General features: G+C 67.5%; 15 protein-coding genes. 10 read left to right on the forward strand and 5 right to left on the reverse strand.

From position 1 onward, the window contains the following. Window positions 1–65: 65 nt before the first annotated feature. The gene (locus AQY21_RS25850; protein WP_238986908.1) at window positions 66–965 is read right to left on the reverse strand and encodes an alpha/beta fold hydrolase; all 900 of its coding nucleotides are present in this window, start codon (window positions 963–965) and stop codon (window positions 66–68) included. 48 nt (window positions 966–1,013) lie between these two features. Then, entirely contained in the window at window positions 1,014–1,298 is a 285-nt protein-coding gene (locus AQY21_RS25855) for an SCP2 sterol-binding domain-containing protein (protein WP_058100449.1), read from the reverse strand. A 64-nt stretch (window positions 1,299–1,362) separates the two neighbouring features. On the opposite strand from AQY21_RS25855, the gene AQY21_RS25860 reads away from it, so the two are divergent. The 5 genes from AQY21_RS25860 to AQY21_RS25880 all read left to right on the forward strand — a co-directional run bounded on the left by AQY21_RS25860 (window position 1,363) and on the right by AQY21_RS25880 (window position 6,753). After that, entirely contained in the window at window positions 1,363–2,085 is a 723-nt protein-coding gene (locus tag AQY21_RS25860) for a tetratricopeptide repeat protein (RefSeq protein WP_238986909.1), read from the forward strand. Beyond that, the gene (locus AQY21_RS25865) at window positions 2,085–5,021 is read left to right on the forward strand and encodes a helicase-related protein (RefSeq protein WP_058100450.1); all 2,937 of its coding nucleotides are present in this window, start codon (window positions 2,085–2,087) and stop codon (window positions 5,019–5,021) included. Before AQY21_RS25860 ends, AQY21_RS25865 begins: the two co-directional genes overlap by 1 nt. Beyond that, the gene (locus tag AQY21_RS25870) at window positions 5,018–5,287 is read left to right on the forward strand and encodes an RNA-binding S4 domain-containing protein (RefSeq protein ID WP_058100451.1); all 270 of its coding nucleotides are present in this window, start codon (window positions 5,018–5,020) and stop codon (window positions 5,285–5,287) included. Before AQY21_RS25865 ends, AQY21_RS25870 begins: the two co-directional genes overlap by 4 nt. Window positions 5,288–5,450: 163 nt before the next feature. Beyond that, window positions 5,451–5,789 carry a ferredoxin FdxA gene (fdxA, locus tag AQY21_RS25875; RefSeq protein ID WP_058100452.1) on the forward strand — a complete coding sequence of 113 codons (339 nt, stop codon included), beginning with the start codon at window positions 5,451–5,453 and terminating at the stop codon, window positions 5,787–5,789. Between the two features lie 454 nt (window positions 5,790–6,243). Continuing rightward, complete coding sequence (locus AQY21_RS25880) at window positions 6,244–6,753, forward strand: CarD family transcriptional regulator (protein WP_036749634.1); 510 nt, start codon at window positions 6,244–6,246, stop codon at window positions 6,751–6,753. A 146-nt stretch (window positions 6,754–6,899) separates the two neighbouring features. On the opposite strand, the gene AQY21_RS25885 is transcribed toward AQY21_RS25880, so the two are convergent. Together AQY21_RS25885 and AQY21_RS25890 are read right to left on the reverse strand one after the other, a co-directional pair. Continuing rightward, window positions 6,900–7,475: a hypothetical protein gene (locus tag AQY21_RS25885; RefSeq protein ID WP_058100517.1), complete on the reverse strand. Its 576-nt coding sequence runs from the start codon at window positions 7,473–7,475 to the stop codon at window positions 6,900–6,902. A gap of 189 nt (window positions 7,476–7,664) precedes the next feature. Further along, window positions 7,665–9,050, reverse strand: coding sequence for a dipeptidase (locus tag AQY21_RS25890; protein WP_058100453.1), 1,386 nt, complete (start codon window positions 9,048–9,050; stop codon window positions 7,665–7,667). 168 nt (window positions 9,051–9,218) lie between these two features. Here AQY21_RS25890 and hemA point away from each other — a divergent pair, with 168 nt between their 5' ends. The 3 genes from hemA to ispG all read left to right on the forward strand — a co-directional run bounded on the left by hemA (window position 9,219) and on the right by ispG (window position 13,027). After that, on the forward strand, window positions 9,219–10,448 hold the full coding sequence (gene hemA / locus AQY21_RS25895; RefSeq protein ID WP_058100454.1) for a 5-aminolevulinate synthase: 1,230 nt from the start codon (window positions 9,219–9,221) through the stop codon (window positions 10,446–10,448). A 109-nt stretch (window positions 10,449–10,557) separates the two neighbouring features. Further along, the gene (locus AQY21_RS25900; protein ID WP_058100455.1) at window positions 10,558–11,778 is read left to right on the forward strand and encodes a helix-turn-helix domain-containing protein; all 1,221 of its coding nucleotides are present in this window, start codon (window positions 10,558–10,560) and stop codon (window positions 11,776–11,778) included. A gap of 124 nt (window positions 11,779–11,902) precedes the next feature. Beyond that, entirely contained in the window at window positions 11,903–13,027 is a 1,125-nt protein-coding gene (gene ispG, locus AQY21_RS25905) for a flavodoxin-dependent (E)-4-hydroxy-3-methylbut-2-enyl-diphosphate synthase (protein ID WP_058100456.1), read from the forward strand. A gap of 89 nt (window positions 13,028–13,116) precedes the next feature. On the opposite strand, the gene AQY21_RS25910 is transcribed toward ispG, so the two are convergent. Beyond that, window positions 13,117–13,869, reverse strand: a complete 753-nt coding sequence (locus AQY21_RS25910; protein WP_058100457.1) for a DsbA family protein — start codon at window positions 13,867–13,869, stop codon at window positions 13,117–13,119. A 135-nt stretch (window positions 13,870–14,004) separates the two neighbouring features. Here AQY21_RS25910 and AQY21_RS25915 point away from each other — a divergent pair, with 135 nt between their 5' ends. Beyond that, the gene (locus tag AQY21_RS25915) at window positions 14,005–15,141 is read left to right on the forward strand and encodes a pyridoxal phosphate-dependent aminotransferase (RefSeq protein WP_058100458.1); all 1,137 of its coding nucleotides are present in this window, start codon (window positions 14,005–14,007) and stop codon (window positions 15,139–15,141) included. Then, window positions 15,138–16,373: an N-acetylmuramoyl-L-alanine amidase gene (locus tag AQY21_RS25920; RefSeq protein WP_058100459.1), complete on the forward strand. Its 1,236-nt coding sequence runs from the start codon at window positions 15,138–15,140 to the stop codon at window positions 16,371–16,373. The genes AQY21_RS25915 and AQY21_RS25920 overlap by 4 nt, the downstream gene beginning before the upstream one ends. The last annotated feature ends 54 nt before the right edge of the window (window positions 16,374–16,427 follow it).

Genomic DNA, 16,427 nt, shown 5'->3' on the forward strand with positions numbered 1-16,427 from the left:
ATCGGTCCTTTCGTATGGTCCACATGTGACCTCTGAACCGCCGGGCTGCAAGGCATCGGATCGGTTCAGTCTGCCGCGGCAGCTGCGAAATGGGCGATGGCAGCCTCGAGGAAGCGGCTGCGGACCGGGTCGCGCTCCATCATCGGCTCATGCCGGCAGTCGGGCAAGTCCAGCAGCGTGGCGCCGGGCCAGGCGGCGACGCGGTTGCGGATGGCGCGGGGCGAAACGATCCACTCGCGGTCGCCGAGCGCGATCAGTGCCGGCAGCGCCGGCGAGGGCATGGTGGCGAGGCGCCGGCATTCCAGCAGCGCCGCCCGTAGCCAGTCGTTGCTGGCGCCGCCGACCGAGATGTCGGGCCAGGTCGCGGCCTCGGCCACCAGCCGCCCCCAGCGCCGGCCGTCGCCGGTCAGCAGATTGTCGTGGAACGGGTCCAGAAGCACGAAGCTTTCCTCACCCCCCGAGCCGGGGGCGGGATGCCCGCCCCGGCCCAGCCAGATGCCGAGCCGGGCGATGGCCATCGCGGCGGCCTCGGGCACGCGGCGCAGGTTGATGCCCCACATCGGCGCCGAGAAGACCACGCTTTGCACCGGCAGCCCGGCCTCGAGCGCCGCGAGGCCGATGGTGCCGCCCATGGAATGCGCCAAGAGATGCCAGGGCCGGGGCAGGTCCAGTTCCTGCGCCGTCACCACCAGTTCGACCACGTCGCGCTGGTAATCGGCGAAATCGCCGATATGGCCGGGCCGGGTGTTGTCCTGCAACCGGTCGGACATGCCCTGTCCGCGCCAGTCCAGCGCCAGCACGTCCAGCCCCGCGGCATTCAGGTCCGCCGCGACCTCGCCGTATTTCTCCAGGTATTCGGTGCGGCCCGGGAACAGCAGCACCGTCCCCGAACCGCCGCCCGCCGCCCAATGCGCCACCCTCAGCCGCACCCCGTCCTCGGCGCGCAGCCAGAAGGCGCGGGCCATGGGCAGGGGATCTCCGGGCAGCGTGTTGAAGGGCGCGGGCTTCATCGCTTACGAGAGCAGCGCCCCCAGCTTCATCGCCATGCCCATCGAGCCATCGACCCGCAGCTTGCCGGTCATGAAGGCGGTGGTCGGGTTCACGTCGCCGCTGAGCAGGCCCTCGAAAGTCTCGCGGCTGGCGGTCAGGGTCACCTCGGCCTCGTCATCGGCGGCGCGGGCGCCGTCGGCGTCGATATAGACCGCGCCCTCGCCCTCGATGACGAATTTGGCGGTGCCGTCGAAGCCTTTGGCCTTTTCATCCAGTGCGGCCACGGCGGCCTCGACCACTTTGCTCATTCTCGATCTCCTGTTCTCGTGTCTGGAATTAGACGATGGGGAAAGTTACATGGTGTATATGCGTTTGCCAGTCCCTCTTTTCCATCATGCCGTTGCGGCAGCGCTCCTGCTGGGGTTGGCGGGCTTCGGCAGCGGCCAGGCGGGGCAGGCCGCGCCCCTGGCGAAGGCGCCGTTTCCCCAAGCGATACCCGTTCAGGACGAGGCGCCGCAAGAAAATTTTCCGGAAAATGAGGATGATCCGGCGCCGGAAACCCCGCTCTCCGAACCCGCCGCCCCGTCCGAGCCGACCGCCGAGGCGCGGCTGCGCGAGCGCGAGGACCTGGACCTGCTGTTCGCCGAACTGGCCGAACCCGAAGGCGAGACCTGGGCCCGGGCCGAGACCGACATCCTGCGCATCTGGTCGCGGTCCGGTTCGGCGGCGATGGATCTGCTCTACAAGCGCGGCGAGGCGGCGCTGGATGCGGGCGACACCGTCACCGCCATCGGCCACCTGACGGCGCTGACCGATCACGCGCCGGATTTCGCGGCCGGCTGGTATCTGCGTTCGGTCGCCTTCTATCTGGACGGCGATTTCGGCCCGGCCATCGCCGATCTGGGCGAGGTGCTGCGGCTGGAGCCGCGCCATTTCGGCGCCCTGACCCAGCTCGGCTCGATCCTGGAGGAGCTTGGCGACGACCGGAACGCGCTGGAGGCGTTTCGCCAGAGCCTGAAGGTCCACCCCCACCAGCAGGATGCGCAGGATGCCGTCCGGCGCCTCGAACAGAAATTGCAGGGCACGGACGCCTGATGAACGACAGATCCCGGGTCACGGCCGTCCTCGGCCCGACCAATACCGGCAAGACGCATTACGCCATCGACCGGATGCTGGCGCATCGCACCGGGGTCATCGGCCTGCCGCTGCGGCTTCTGGCGCGCGAGGTCTATGACCGCATCGTCAAGGCGCGCGGCCCCTCGGTGGTGGCGCTGGTGACGGGCGAGGAGCGGATCGTGCCCGAGCGGGTGCAATACTGGGTCGCCACCACCGAGGCCATGCCCGAGGTCGGCGCCGATTTCGTCGCCATCGACGAGATCCAGCTTTGCGCCGATCCCGAGCGCGGCCACGTCTTCACCGACCGGCTGCTGAACATGCGGGGCCTGCACGAAACGCTGCTGCTGGGCAGCGACACCATGCGCCCGGCCATCGCCGCGCTGGTGCCGCAGGCGCAGTTCATGCGGCGCGAGCGGTTCTCGACCCTGTCCTGGGCGGGTTCGAAGAAGATCAGCCGCATGCCGCCGCGCTCGGCCATCGTCTGCTTCTCGGTTGAGGAGGTCTATGCCACGGCCGAGCTGATCCGCCGCCAGAAGGGCGGCTGCGCCGTGGTCATGGGGGCGCTGAGCCCGCGCACGCGGAACGCGCAGGTCGCCATGTATCAGGCAGGCGAGGTCGATTACCTGGTCGCGACCGATGCCATCGGCATGGGGCTGAACCTCGACATCCGCCACATCGCCTTTTCCGCCACCGAGAAATTCGACGGCCGCCGCTATCGCCCGCTGTTCCCGCATGAGCTGGGCCAGATCGCCGGCCGGGCCGGGCGGCATACCGAGCCGGGCACCTTCGGCGTCACCGGCGACGCGGCCCCCTTGGACGAGGGGCTGATCGAGGCCATCGAGAACCACCGCTTCCAGCCCATCAGCCGGCTGATGTGGCGCAACGCGGCGCTGGAATTCGGCACGGTCGAGCGGCTGCTGAAAAGCCTGGAGACCCAGCCGCAATCGGAATGGCTGGCCCGCGGGCGCGAGGCGGACGATATCCGCGCGCTCAAGGCGCTTTCCGCCATGCCCGAGATCCACGACAGGGTGTCGCATCCTCGCGATGTGCGGCTTTTATGGGACGTGTGCCGCATTCCCGATTTCCGCGCCATCTCCGGGGTCGAGCATGCGACGCTGCTGGCGCGGATTTTCGGCTTTCTGCGCGAGGGCGAGGTGCCCGGCGACTGGCTGAAGGGACAAATCGCCAGAATTGATAAAACGCAAGGCGATATCGACACATTGTCGAAACGATTGGCATATATAAGGACCTGGACCTATGTTGCCCAACGATCCGGCTGGGTTTCGGACGAAAGCCATTGGCGTGCGGAGACGCGCGCGGTAGAAGATCGGTTGTCGGACGCGTTGCACGCGGCGCTGACGCAAAGATTCGTGGACCGGCGCACTTCCGTGCTGCTGCGCCGGCTCAAACAGAAGGAGAGCCTTTTGGCCGAGGTGAATGACAAGGGCGAAGTGACGGTCGAGGGCGAGTTCGCCGGCCGTCTGGAGGGCTTCCGCTTCCACGCCGATCCGAGCGCAACCGGGGACGAGGCGCGCATGTTGCAACGCGCCGCCTATGAGGCGCTGCGCCCCGAATTCCATCTGCGCGCCGACCGCTTCTATAACGCGCCGGATACCGAGCTGGACTTCACCGAACAGGGCGGCCTGATGTGGGGCAGCTCGGCGGTGGGCAAGCTGGTCAAGGGCGCCGAGGCGCTGAAGCCCGGCGTCGAGCCCTTCGTCGATGAGGAGGCCGGGCCCGAGATCGCCGAGAAGGTGCGCCGCCGGCTCCAGCATTTCATCGACCGCAAGATCGCGACCCTGTTCGAGCCGCTGCTGGCGCTGAAGAACGACGAGACGCTGACGGGCCTGGCCCGCGGCTTCGCCTTCCGCCTGCTCGAATCCTTCGGCGTGCTGCCGCGCGAGGGTGTGGCCACCGAGGTCAAGGAACTGGACCAGGACGCGCGCGGCCTGTTGCGCAAGCATGGCGTGCGCTTCGGCCAGTTCACCATCTTCCAGCCGGCACTCTTGAAACCGGCGCCGACCCGGCTGCGGCTGGTGCTCTGGGGGCTGGACCAGGGGCTGTCGGAATTTCCCGAAAGCCCGCCCCCCGGGCTGGTGACGATCCCCAACCTGCCCGACGTGCCCAAAGGCTATTATACGCTGTCGGGCTATCACCCGGCGGGCGAGCGGGCGATCCGCATCGACATGCTGGAGCGGCTGGCCGACATGCTACGCAGCCAGGACAGCCGCGGCGGCTTCGAGGCGACGCCCGACATGCTGTCGATCACCGGCATGACGCTGGAGCAGTTCGCCGGGCTGATGCAGGGGCTGGGCTATCGCGCCGAGAAGGGCGAGCGGCCCAAGACCCGCGCCGAGGCCGCGCCCGTTGCCGAGCCGGTGCCGGAGGAAGCCGATCACGAGCATCCGCTGACCGAGGAGGAAAGCGTGCTCGCCGCCGAGACCCGCGCCAAGTGGGAGGCCGAGCAGGCTGCCCGCAAGGCCGCCGAGGCGGAAGCCGAAGGCGAGACCGCCGAAGAATCGCCGTCGGCCGAGATGGAGATGTTCTATACCTTCACCTGGGCGCCGCGCCCGCGGGGCGGCCATCGCCGGCCCGAGCGCAGCGAGCGCCAGGGCCAAGGCCAGGGACAGCCGCGTTCCCAGGGCGAGCGCGGCCCGCGCCGCGAGCGCGAGGCGGGATCGGAGAAGGCGGGGCAGGAGGGCCGGCGCGAAGGCAAGCCCTTCGAGGGCAAGCGCCGCGACGAGCATCGCGGCGAGCGGGGCGACCGGCCCGAGCGTGGCCCGAAGGGCAAGCCCAAGGGCAAGCCGCGCCATGACGGTCCCAAGAGCTTCGAGGCCCGCCCGCCGCGTGCCGAGAAACAGGCCGACCCGGACAGCCCCTTCGCCATTCTCGCCGCGCTCAAGAACAAGTCGTGAGCCGAGAGGAGCCAGGCGCGATCCGGCTCGACCGCTGGCTGCATCACGCGCGGCTGTTCAAGACCCGGACCCTGGCTGCCGATGCGATCGGCGCCGGGGGCATCCGGGTGAACGGGCAGCCTTGCAGCAAGCCGGCGCAGGCGGTGCGGAACGGCGATACCGTCACCGTCTCGGCCCATGGCCGGGTGCGGGTGCTGCGGGTTCTGCTTTTGGGCGAGCGCCGCGGTCCGGCCAGCGAAGCCGCGATGCTTTACGAGGAACTTTAGGCGCCTTTGGCAAAGAACCGGGTTCCGGCCGGCGCCGCTGCGACAGAACGCCATCCCATCCCGGCTCTGCCCGGGCCATATCCGCGTCTTTTCGCCCGTGGCGGCCTTGATTGATGGCCGCAGCGAGCGTAACTAGCCGATCAGGAAACAGGAATATCGCGCCATGACCTATGTCGTCACCGAAAACTGCATCATGTGCAAATACACCGATTGCGTCGAGGTGTGCCCCGTGGACTGTTTCTATGAAGGCGAGAACACGCTGGTCATCCATCCCGACGAATGCATCGATTGCGGCGTCTGCGAACCGGAATGCCCGGCCGATGCGATTCGGCCCGATACCGAACCCGACATGGAGAAATGGGTCGAGTTCAATCGCAAATATGCCGAGACCTGGCCGGTGATCACCCGCAAGAAGGACCCGATGCCCGGCTATGAGGAGATGGACGGCACGCCCGGCAAGCTGGAGAAATATTTCTCGGAAGCGCCCGGCGAGGGGGATTGAGACCGACGGTCCCGTTCCGGCCGGAATTTCGTTCGCAAGGCTAGCGGTTGTGCTGATTGCGCATCATATGCCGCTTTTGTCTGCCTTGCCGCTGGCGGGAAAATCCGGGAATCGGTAAACCGCAGCTGTGGCGGGGGCGCAGTTGATTCGCACCGGGCCATGCATCGGCTCTGCTGGTGGATCGGGTATCGGGTGCTGATTTTCAAAGATTTTCTCTCATCGGACAGGGCCGGTGCCGCTTTGCAGCGAACCTTTGAACCGGCGCGGTTTTTGTGCTATGGTGCAACCATCTCGCGCCGGTCGGGCTGCTTTTGTGGCCCGAGCGGCGCTGCTGCCTGTGCTGATCGACTGCCCGATCAGAAGTGCAAGAACAACAATGTTGGCCCGTAAGGGGGGATCGTCCCGCCTTGGGGGTTTTTGTGCCGCGCGGCGGTGCAACTGCGAAGGAAGCCCAATGTCGAAAGCCAAGAAGACCGAATTCCGCCCCGATGACTTTGTCGTCTATCCCACCCATGGCGTGGGCCGCATCGTTTCGATCGAAGAACAGGAGGTTGCCGGGCTGCGCCTCGAGATGTTCGTGATCTCGTTCGAGAAGGACAAGATGACCCTGCGCGTGCCGACCGCGCGCGCCACCGAGATCGGCATGCGTGGCCTTTCGACCCCGGATCTGGTCGAGCGGGCGCTGGACACCCTGAAGGGCAAGGCCCGGGTCAAGCGGGCGATGTGGTCGCGCCGCGCCCAGGAATATGAGCAAAAGATCAACTCGGGCGACCTGATGTCGATTGCCGAGGTGGTGCGCGACCTGCATCGCAACGACGACCAGCGCGAGCAGTCCTATTCCGAGCGTCAGCTTTATGAGGCCGCCCTGGACCGCCTGACCCGCGAAGTCGCCGCCGTCAGCGGCATGGACGAGGCCGGCGCCCAGAAGAAAGTCGAGACCGTGCTGACCGCCCGCGCCGCCTGAACGACGGCCGGCCGGGATGATCGGGGCGCCTGCGGGCGCCCTTTCTCATTTGTCACGGCACGATGGGCGCCAGAAAACCGCAGCGCGACGAATATGCAGAAGGTTCGAGAGCCGCCGGGAACCGCTCCGGGCGGCTTGCGGTCTCATCAGGCGCGCATGACGCCGAAAACCAGCGAGATCGAAACGAAGGCGAGCCAGATCGAGGCCAGCCGCTGGACCCCTTGCAACCGCCTGCCGCCACCATTTCCGGCCTGCGTCAAGCAGCCTGCGCAGCCCCAGGCCAGTGCGGCGCCCATCACCATCAGGCAGAACATCCCCAGCCGCGGCGCGAAAGCCGGGTCGTCCGGGGCCGGCAGCAGGACGAGACCAAAGATCAGCGCCTTGGGATTCAGCACGGTTGTTACATAGATCCGCTGGGCCCCGACCGCCTTGTCCGTCCCCTCGCCGTCCTGCGACCGCCATAGCGTCGTGGCCAGGACCATGATCCAGACCGCCGCCGCAAGCTTCAGCGCGATGGCAAGGGCAGGCGACCGCTCGATCACCCCTGCACCCAGAAAGGCCAGCGGCAGGACGGTGGTCAGGTAGCCTGCCAGTTCCGCAGGCAGCAGGCGCAGGACGCTGCCCAAGCCCCGCCGCGCCCCGGCGAGCCCCATCAGCGTGTTCGTCGGCCCCGGCGCCAGCAGCAGGGCCAGAACCGCCGAGGCGAATGCAGTCATGGTCATCGCGTGCAAACCTTCCCAATGCCGCCGCTGCGCTATCACGGCGCTTCCTTCCGGGAATTGATCTGGGTCACGGGCGCAAGGCAAATATCCGTCCCAGGTCCCTTTGCCTGCCCGAGACCACACGGCAGGGTGCTTTCGCCTCTTGCCGGCGGGCAGGGGCGACCCGGCGGGGCCGCCCCCTGGCGGCCTTCAGCCCAGGGCCGCCAGGATCCGCGCCCAGCTTCGCGCCCCCTTGGCGAAGCTGCCGAGGTCGTATTTCTCGTTCGGCGAATGAATGCGGTCGTCGTCGCGGGCAAAGCCGATCAGCATGGAATCCATGCCCAGGATCTCCTTGAAATCCCCGGCGATGGGGATCGAGCCGCCGGCGCCGATATAGGCGGCCTCGCGGCCCCATTCCTGCGTCAGCGCCGCCTTGGCCGCGGTGAAGGCCGGGTCCGAAATATCCATGCGGCTGGCCGGGCTCGCACCGTGGCCGTGGAACTCGACGCTGCAATCCGCTGGCACATGGGCGCGGACATGGGCGCGGAAGGAGTCGCGGATGCGTTCGGGATCCTGCGCGCCGGTCAGGCGGAAGCTGACCTTGGCTCGGGCTTCGGCGGGCAGAACCGTCTTGAAACCCTCGCCGGTATAGCCGCCGGTGATGCCGTTGATCTCGAAGGTGGGGCGGTTCCAGATCATCTCCAGCCCGGTGCGGCCCTGTTCGCCGACGGGGTGCTTCAGCCCGACGCGCGACAGGAACTCACCCGGATCGAAGCCGAGCGCGGCCCAATCGGCGCGCAGCTCGTCCGAAAGCTCCTCGACGCCGTCGTAGAAGCCGGGCAGGGTGACACGGCCGCTGGCATCCTTGATCGTCGAGAGCGCGTTGACCAGGATCTGGATCGGGTTCGCCGCCAGCCCGCCGAAGCTGCCGGAATGCAGGTCGCGGTCGGCGGCGCGGACCACGATCTCGTCACCATAGAGCCCGCGCAACTGGGTGGTGATGGCCGGGCGGCCATCGGCATAGAGCCCGGTGTCGCAGATCATGGCGATGCCGGCGCGCAGCTCCTCGGCATGCTCGCGCAGGAAGGGGCGCAGGCTGGGCGACCCGGATTCCTCCTCGCCCTCGAACAGCAGCACCAGGTCCGAGGGCAGGCTGCCATGCACCGCCTTCCAGGCACGGAAGGCCTCGACGAAGGTCATGAGCTGGCCCTTGTCGTCCGAGGCGCCACGGCCGCGGATGACCTTGCCCTGGGGCGTGTCCTCGATCTGCGGCTCGAAGGGCGGCCGCTCCCACAGCTCAAGCGGATCGACCGGCTGCACGTCATAATGGCCATAGAACAGCAGCGGCCGCCGCACGCCCTTGGGCGAATGGGCGACGACCATGGGATGGCCGGGCGTGTCGCGCAGCGCGGCGTCGAAGCCCAGGGCGGTCAGCTCGGCGCAGAGCCATTCCGCCGCCCGCCGCACCTCGCCCTTATAGGCCGGATCGGTAGAGATCGAGGGAATGCGCAGAAACTCCATGAGCCTGTCCAGCGCGCGCGGCAGTTCCTCGTCCAGGGTTGAAAGTATTTCGCCGATTCTGGAATTGTCCGTCATTCTTCGTCTTTCTTGATTGATTTTCTCAGAGAAATGCCTGCCATCTTGGTCGTGGTGCGACATTTTTGCGCTGTATTTTCCCCGCTTTGACACTTATCAATGTATGACCCGCGGGATCGGAGCATGATCCCCCAAGCAAGCAAGTTCAAGCAAGGCAAGGGATCTGTCATGGACTACTCAGCCGCCCTCGATCAGGCCATCGGCAAGCTGCACGAGGAAGGTCGCTATCGCACCTTCATCGACATCGAGCGCCGCAAGGGGGCCTATCCGCTGGCGGTCTGGACCCGGCCTGACGGGACCGAGACCGAGATCACGGTTTGGTGCGGCAACGATTACCTGGGCATGGGCCAGCATCCGGTGGTGCTGGCGGCGATGCACGAGGCGCTGGATGCCACCGGGGCGGGTTCCGGCGGCACGCGCAACATCTCGGGCACCACGATCTATCACAAGCGGCTCGAGGCGGAACTGGCCGACCTGCACCAGAAAGAGGCCGCGCTGGTCTTTTCCAGCGCCTATACCGCCAATGACGCGACGCTCTCGACCCTGCGCAAGCTGTTCCCCGGCCTCATCATCTATTCGGACGCGCTGAACCACGCCTCGATGATCGAGGGAATCAAGCGTTTCGACGGCGCCAAGCGCATCTTCCGCCACAATGACGTGGCGCATCTGCGCGAGTTGCTGGAGGCCGACGATCCCGAGGCGCCGAAGCTGATCGCCTTCGAGTCGATCTATTCCATGGACGGCGATTTCGGTCCCATCGCCGCGATCTGCGATCTGGCCGATGAATTTAACGCCCTGACCTATCTGGACGAGGTGCATGCCGTCGGCATGTATGGTCCGCGCGGCGGCGGCGTGGCCGAGCGTGACGGGCTTGCGCATCGCATCGACATCTTCAACGGCACGCTGGGCAAGGCCTTCGGCGTTTTCGGCGGCTATATCGCCGCCTCGGCCAAGATGGTGGATGCGATCCGCTCCTATGCGCCGGGCTTCATCTTCACCACCTCGCTGCCGCCGGCCGTGGCGGCGGGCGCCGCGGCTTCGATCGCCTTCCTGAAGACGGCCGAGGGGCAGTTGCTGCGCGACCGCCAGCAGTTGAATGCCCGCATCCTGAAGATGCGGCTGCGTGGCCTCGGCATGCCGATCATGGACCATGGCAGCCATATCGTGCCGGTGCATGTCGGCAACCCGGTGCACTGCAAGGCGCTGTCGGATCTGCTGCTGGCCGATTTCGGCATCTATGTGCAGCCGATCAACTTCCCCACCGTGCCGCGCGGCACCGAGCGGCTGCGCTTCACGCCTTCGCCGGTGCATGACCCCAAGCAGATCGACCACCTCGTGAAGGCCATGGACAACCTGTGGTCGCAGTGCAAACTGAACCGTTCAACTTCGGCTGCCTGAAGCGGTTTCGGGGTGAAGACCTCTCGCGCCCGTGATAACCTTGCTTTAATCAAGTTGTGAGAGTCTTCCGATTCGGGGAAGACGAGCAGCAAAGAATGGGGCAGGCGCAATGATCGGGCTAAGGGGGAATCCCCCGTCGCATGGCCATGAGGAACCGGCGGCTTTGCCGCCCGGCTTCGACGATCCTGATATTCGTCTCGGTGACTTGATGCGAGGCGAACGGGCCACGCTGGGCAAGTCGCTGCTGGATGTCCAGCGCGAATTGCGCATCCGTGCCTCCTATGTCGCCGCTATCGAGAATTGCGACATTTCCGCCTTCGATACGCCCAGCTTCATTGCCGGCTATGTGCGTTCCTATGCCCGCTATCTCGGCATGGATGCCGAATGGACCTTCCGGCGCTTCTGCCAGGAATCGGGCTTCCAGCCGACGCATGGCTTGGCGCCGGCTGCCGCCGGACCCAAGCCGCAGCGCCGGCCCTCGGATCCGGCCGAGGCGCTGGCCAATCCGCATCCGATCTTCCTGCCGAAGCAGGAAAGCATGTGGAGTTCCATCGAGCCGCGCGCCATCGGTTCCCTGCTGGTCATGGTGGTGCTGGCCTGCGGTCTGGGCTATGGCGGCTGGACCGTGCTGCAAGAGGTGCAGAAGGTCAACCTGACCCCCGGCGAGCAGGCGCCCGGCGTGATCGCCGCGCTGGACCCGGTGCAGGAGGCGGCCGAGCCCGAGACCGTGGAATCGGCCCAGGTCAACCTGCCGCGCCCCGAAGGGTTGGACCGGACCTATCGCCCGCAGACGTTGGAGGTGCCGGTGCTGGTGGCCCGCGACGGTCCCATTGCCGCCATCGATCCGGGGCTGAGCGCGCCGGCCATGCAGCCCGAAGGCGCTGAGCCCGCGACCCGCACCGCTGCCGTGCAGGACCGGGGCTATGGGCCGCAGATGCCGGCCGAACAGGCCGCCGTGCGCACCGTCGCGCCCGATGCGCCCGAGGTCGAGATCCTGGCTGCCCGCCCGGCCTGGGTGCGTGTCACCTCGGCCGACGGCACGGTGCTTCTGGAAAAGACCATGGATGCGGGCGAGCGTTTCGCCCTGCCGAAGCTCGAGGCGCCGCCGGTGCTGCGCGCGGGCAATTCCGGCGCGATCTATTTCGCGGTGAACGGCCGGACCTATGGCCCGGCGGCGCCCGGCGCCAAGGTGGTCAAGAATGTCGAGCTTTCGCCCAATGCGCTGACCGCGAAATTCGCCTTCGCCGATCTGAGCAAGGATCCGCAACTGGCCGAAATGGTCGCGCTGGCCTCGGCCGGCCAACCTGAGCAGGCGCCCGTGCAGGAGTGATCGGCCCGCAGGTCACGGATGCGGCATCGGGCCTGCGGCGGGGACCGGACGACTTGCTCGTCCGGCCGCATCGGCCTATCTCTGGCGGGTGAATCCGTCTCTGGCGCAGGAAAAGGCCCTAGCCATGTCGCATAATCCGATCCGCCCCTGGCGCAATATCGACCGGCGCAAGTCGCGCCGGATCATGGTCGGCAATGTGCCGGTGGGGGGGGACGCGCCGATCAGCGTGCAGACCATGACCAACACGGACACATCCGACGTGCGCGCGACCCTGGACCAGATCATCGCTGCCGCCGATGTCGGCGCCGATATCGTCCGCGTCTCGACGCCCGACCAGGACTCGACCCGGGCGCTGCGCGAGATCTGCCGCGAAAGCCCGGTGCCGATCGTGGCCGACATCCATTTCCACTACAAGCGCGCCATCGAGGCCGCCGAGGCCGGCGCCGCCTGCCTGCGCATCAACCCCGGCAATATCGGCGACGCCGCCCGGGTGCGCGAGGTCATTAAGGCCGCCCGCGACCACGGCTGCTCGATCCGCATCGGCGTGAATGCCGGCAGCCTGGAACGGCACCTGCTGGAGAAATACGGCGAGCCCTGCCCGGATGCGATGGTGGAATCCGGCCTCGACCACATCAGGATCCTGCAGGACAACGACTTCCACGAATTCAAGATCAGCGTGAAGGCCAGCGACGTTTTCCTCGCCGCCGCCGCCTATCAGCAACTGGCCGAGGCGACCGACGCGCCGATCCACCTGGGCATCACCGAGGCGGGCGGGCTGATGTCCGGCACGGTGAAATCCGCCATCGGCCTCGGCAACCTCTTGTGGATGGGCATCGGCGACACGATCCGCGTCAGCCTGTCCGCCGATCCGGTCGAGGAGGTCAAGGTCGGCTTCGAGATCCTGAAATCGCTGGGCCTGCGCACCCGCGGCGTGCAGATCATCTCTTGCCCCAGCTGCGCGCGGCAAGGCTTCGACGTGATCCGGACGGTCGAGATCCTGGAAAAGCGCCTCGAACACATCAAGACCCCGATGAGCCTGTCGATCATCGGCTGCGTGGTGAACGGCCCGGGCGAGGCGCTGATGACCGATATCGGCTTCACCGGCGGCGGTGCGGGCTCCGGCATGGTCTATCTGGCGGGCAGGCAGGACCACAAGATGACCAACGACCAGATGGTCGATCACATCGTCGAACTGGTCGAGAAACGCGCCGCCGAACTCGAGGCCGCGCAAGCCGCCGCCGCCGAATAGGCGAAAGGGCGGTCGAGGCGCCGCCCTCTGCCATTCACCGTTTTCCAAATACTCCTGCCGCCCGCGCAACCTGCGCCGGCGGCGCCGGTTCAGCCCTCGGCCTCGGCCGCACGCGCCCGGGCGATGGCGCCTTCCAGCCCCTCGGCCGGCACGCCGCGCAGCATCTCGCCGCCGATGATGAAGGTCGGCGTGCCCATGATCCGCATCTGCTCGGCCAGCTGGTGGTTCTTGCGCAGCACGGCCGAGACCTCCTCGGTGTTCATCCGGTTCAGCACCGCCTTGCCGTCCACGCCCAGATCGCCGGCCAGCGCGGTCAGGCTTTCCAGATTGACCGGCCCGCGCGATTCCATCAGCGCGTCATGCGCCTTCTTGTAGGCCTCGGGCCCGGCTTCCTGCTGCACCGCGATGGCGAAACGCGCGGCCATGTCGCTTTCCTGGGTCAGGATCGGGAATTCCTTCAGGATCCAGCGGATGTTGCCATCGGCCGAGATCAGCTTTTCCAGCTCCGGATTCACCCGCTTGCACACCCCGCAGCGGTAATCGATGAACTCGACCAGGGTCACGTCCCCCTCGGGATTGCCGCCGATCCAGCTGTGGCCGTCGTCGAAGATCGCCTCCCTGTTGTTCTCGACCAGCAGCTGGTCGTTCTTCGCCTCGTCGGCGGCGCGGCGCTCTTCCAGCACGTTGATCGACTCGATCAGCACGTCGGGATTGGCCATCAGATAGTCGCGCACCGCCTCGCCGAAGGCGGCCTTCTCGGCCTCGCTCATATTGGCCGGGTCGAAGGCCGTGGCGGGCAGGGCGGTCGCCGTCAGCAGGGCGGCGGTCAGCAGGGCTTTCATCCGGGATCCTTTCCTATTGCCGGCAACTTGGCCCGTCCAGCGCGCCGTTGCAAGCGACCCGCCCCGGTCTCACGCGGGGTTGACCGGGCCGCCCACAGGGCTGATACCCGGCCAAAACCAATGAGGCAGGCAGATATGAGACAATCCCGCCGCGGGCAGGTCGATCCCTTCATCGTCATGGACGTGATGGAAGCCGCCCGCGAGGCCGAGGCCCAGGGCCGCCGCATCATCCATATGGAGGTCGGCCAGCCCTCGACCCCGGCACCCGAGGGCGCGCGCCGGGCGCTGGCCGCCGCGCTGGACCGGCCGCTGGGCTATACGGTCGCGCTTGGCCTGCCGGAACTGCGCCGGGGCATCGCCGGGCTTTACAAGCGCTGGTATGGGCTCGACCTCGATCCCGCGCGGGTGGTGGTGACGCCGGGCTCCTCGGGCGCCTTCATCCTGGCCTTCTCGGCGCTGTTCGATGCGGGCGAGCGGGTGGCCCTGGGCGAGCCGGGCTATCCCAGCTATCGCCAGATTCTGCGCGCCCTGTCGCTGGAGCCCGTGGGCATCCCGACCCGGGCCGAGGACCGTTATCAGCCGCGGCCGCAGGACCTGCCGGCGGATGCGCGGGGGCTGATCCTCGCCTCGCCCGGCAACCCCTCGGGCACGGTGCTGCGGCGCGAGGAACTGGCGGCGCTGTGCGCGCGGGCGGCGGAACTGGGCATGAGCGTGATCTCGGACGAGATCTATCACGGGCTCGACTACGGCGCCGGCTTCCATTCCGCGCTGGAGGTGACGGACGAGGTCTTCGTCATCAACAGCTTCTCGAAATATTTCAGCATGACCGGCTGGCGGGTCGGCTGGATGGTCGTGCCGGACAGCATGATCCGCACCGTCGAGCGCATCGCGCAGAACATGTTCATCTGTCCGCCGCATGCCAGCCAGGTCGCGGCGCTGGCGGCGCTGGATTGCGTGGCCGAGGCCGAGGCGAACCTGGCCGTTTATGCCGAAAACCGCCGGCTGATGCTGGACCGGCTGCCGAAGATGGGATTCGACCGCATCGCCCCGCCCGAGGGCGCCTTCTACATCTATGCCGATGTGTCGGAACTGACGGGAAACAGTCTGAGCTTCGCAGCGGAAATTCTTGAAAAGGCGGGGGTTGCGGTGACGCCGGGGTTGGATTTCGATCCCCGTCGCGGCGCGCGGACCCTGCGCTTCAGCTATGCCGCCTCGACTGCCGAGATTGCCGAGGGGCTGGACCGGCTGGCGGCCTTCATGGCGGCGCGATGAGATGGCTTTGCGCCCTTCTGCTGATCTGGCTTGCGCTGCCGGCGTTGGCCGATGACGGCACGCGTTCGGCGCTTGCGACGGTCGATCCGGCGCAATCATCGCTGACGGCCGAGGGGCGCGACCGGGGCAGGCCGCGGCCGATGGAACTGCGGCTGACCATCAGCCAGCCGGTGCCTTACCGGGTCTATTTCCTCGACGGCCCGCCGCGCCTGGTGGTCGATTTCCGCGAGATCGACTTTTCCGGTGTCGATGCCGATGCGCTGCCGGGGCGCGAACTGGTGCCGGCGCTGCGCTGGGGCCGGTTCAGGCCCGGCTGGTCGCGCCTGGTGATGGAACTGCCCGGCCCCTATGCGCTGCGGCTGGCCGTGCAAAGCCCGGCCGAGGGCGGGGCGCGGGGCGCGCTGGTCAAGCTGCGCATCGAGCCGGTCGACCAGCAGGATTTCGTCACCCGGGGCAATGCGCTTTCGGCGCTGTGGGATTTGCCGGCGCCGGCGGCCGTCGCCCCGCTGCCGCCGCGCCGCGCGGGTGCGCGGCCCCTGCGCGTCGCGCTGGACCCCGGCCATGGCGGCCATGACCCGGGCGCCCAGGTCGGCGCGATCAGCGAGGCGGCGCTGATGCTGGGCTTTGCCCGCGAACTGACCGAGATCCTGACCCGTGCCGGTTTCGAAGTCGTCGCCACCCGCAAGGACGACAGCTTCATCCCGCTGGAGCGGCGCATGACCATCGCCCGTGCCGAGCAGGCCGACCTGTTCATCTCGCTGCATGCCGATGCGTTGCCGGCGGGCGAGGCGGCGGGGCTGTCGATCTATGTCTGGAACCAGCAGGCCGACGACCGGGCCACGCGCGAACTGGCGATGCGCCACGACCGCGCCGACCTGTTGGCCGGGCTGGACCTGGCCGGGACCGACGATCAGCTGGCCGATGTGCTGATGGACCTGGCGCGAACCGAAACGCATCCGCGCTCGGAAGCCTTTGCCAAATTCGCGGTTTCGGAACTGAACCGCGCGGGCATCGCCATGCATCGCCGGCCGGTGCGCGGCGCGGCCTTTTCGGTGCTGAAATCGCCCGACATCCCCTCGGTCCTGGTCGAGCTGGGCTTTCTGACCGATCCGGGCGACCGGGCCAACCTGTTCGACCCGGACTGGCGGGCGCGCACCGCGCAGGCGCTGGCGCAGGCCATCGGCCTGTGGGCGCAGGACGATGCCGCCCGCGCCGCCCTGCTGCGCAAGTAGCGCAAGGTTGCTTTGACGGGCGCGGCCTCGCTGTCTATAGAGGCGCAGGTTATC

Origin of the sequence: Paracoccus sp. MKU1, from assembly GCF_001447385.1 — a bacterium.
In the GTDB taxonomy this organism is placed as follows: Bacteria; Pseudomonadota; Alphaproteobacteria; order Rhodobacterales; family Rhodobacteraceae; genus Paracoccus.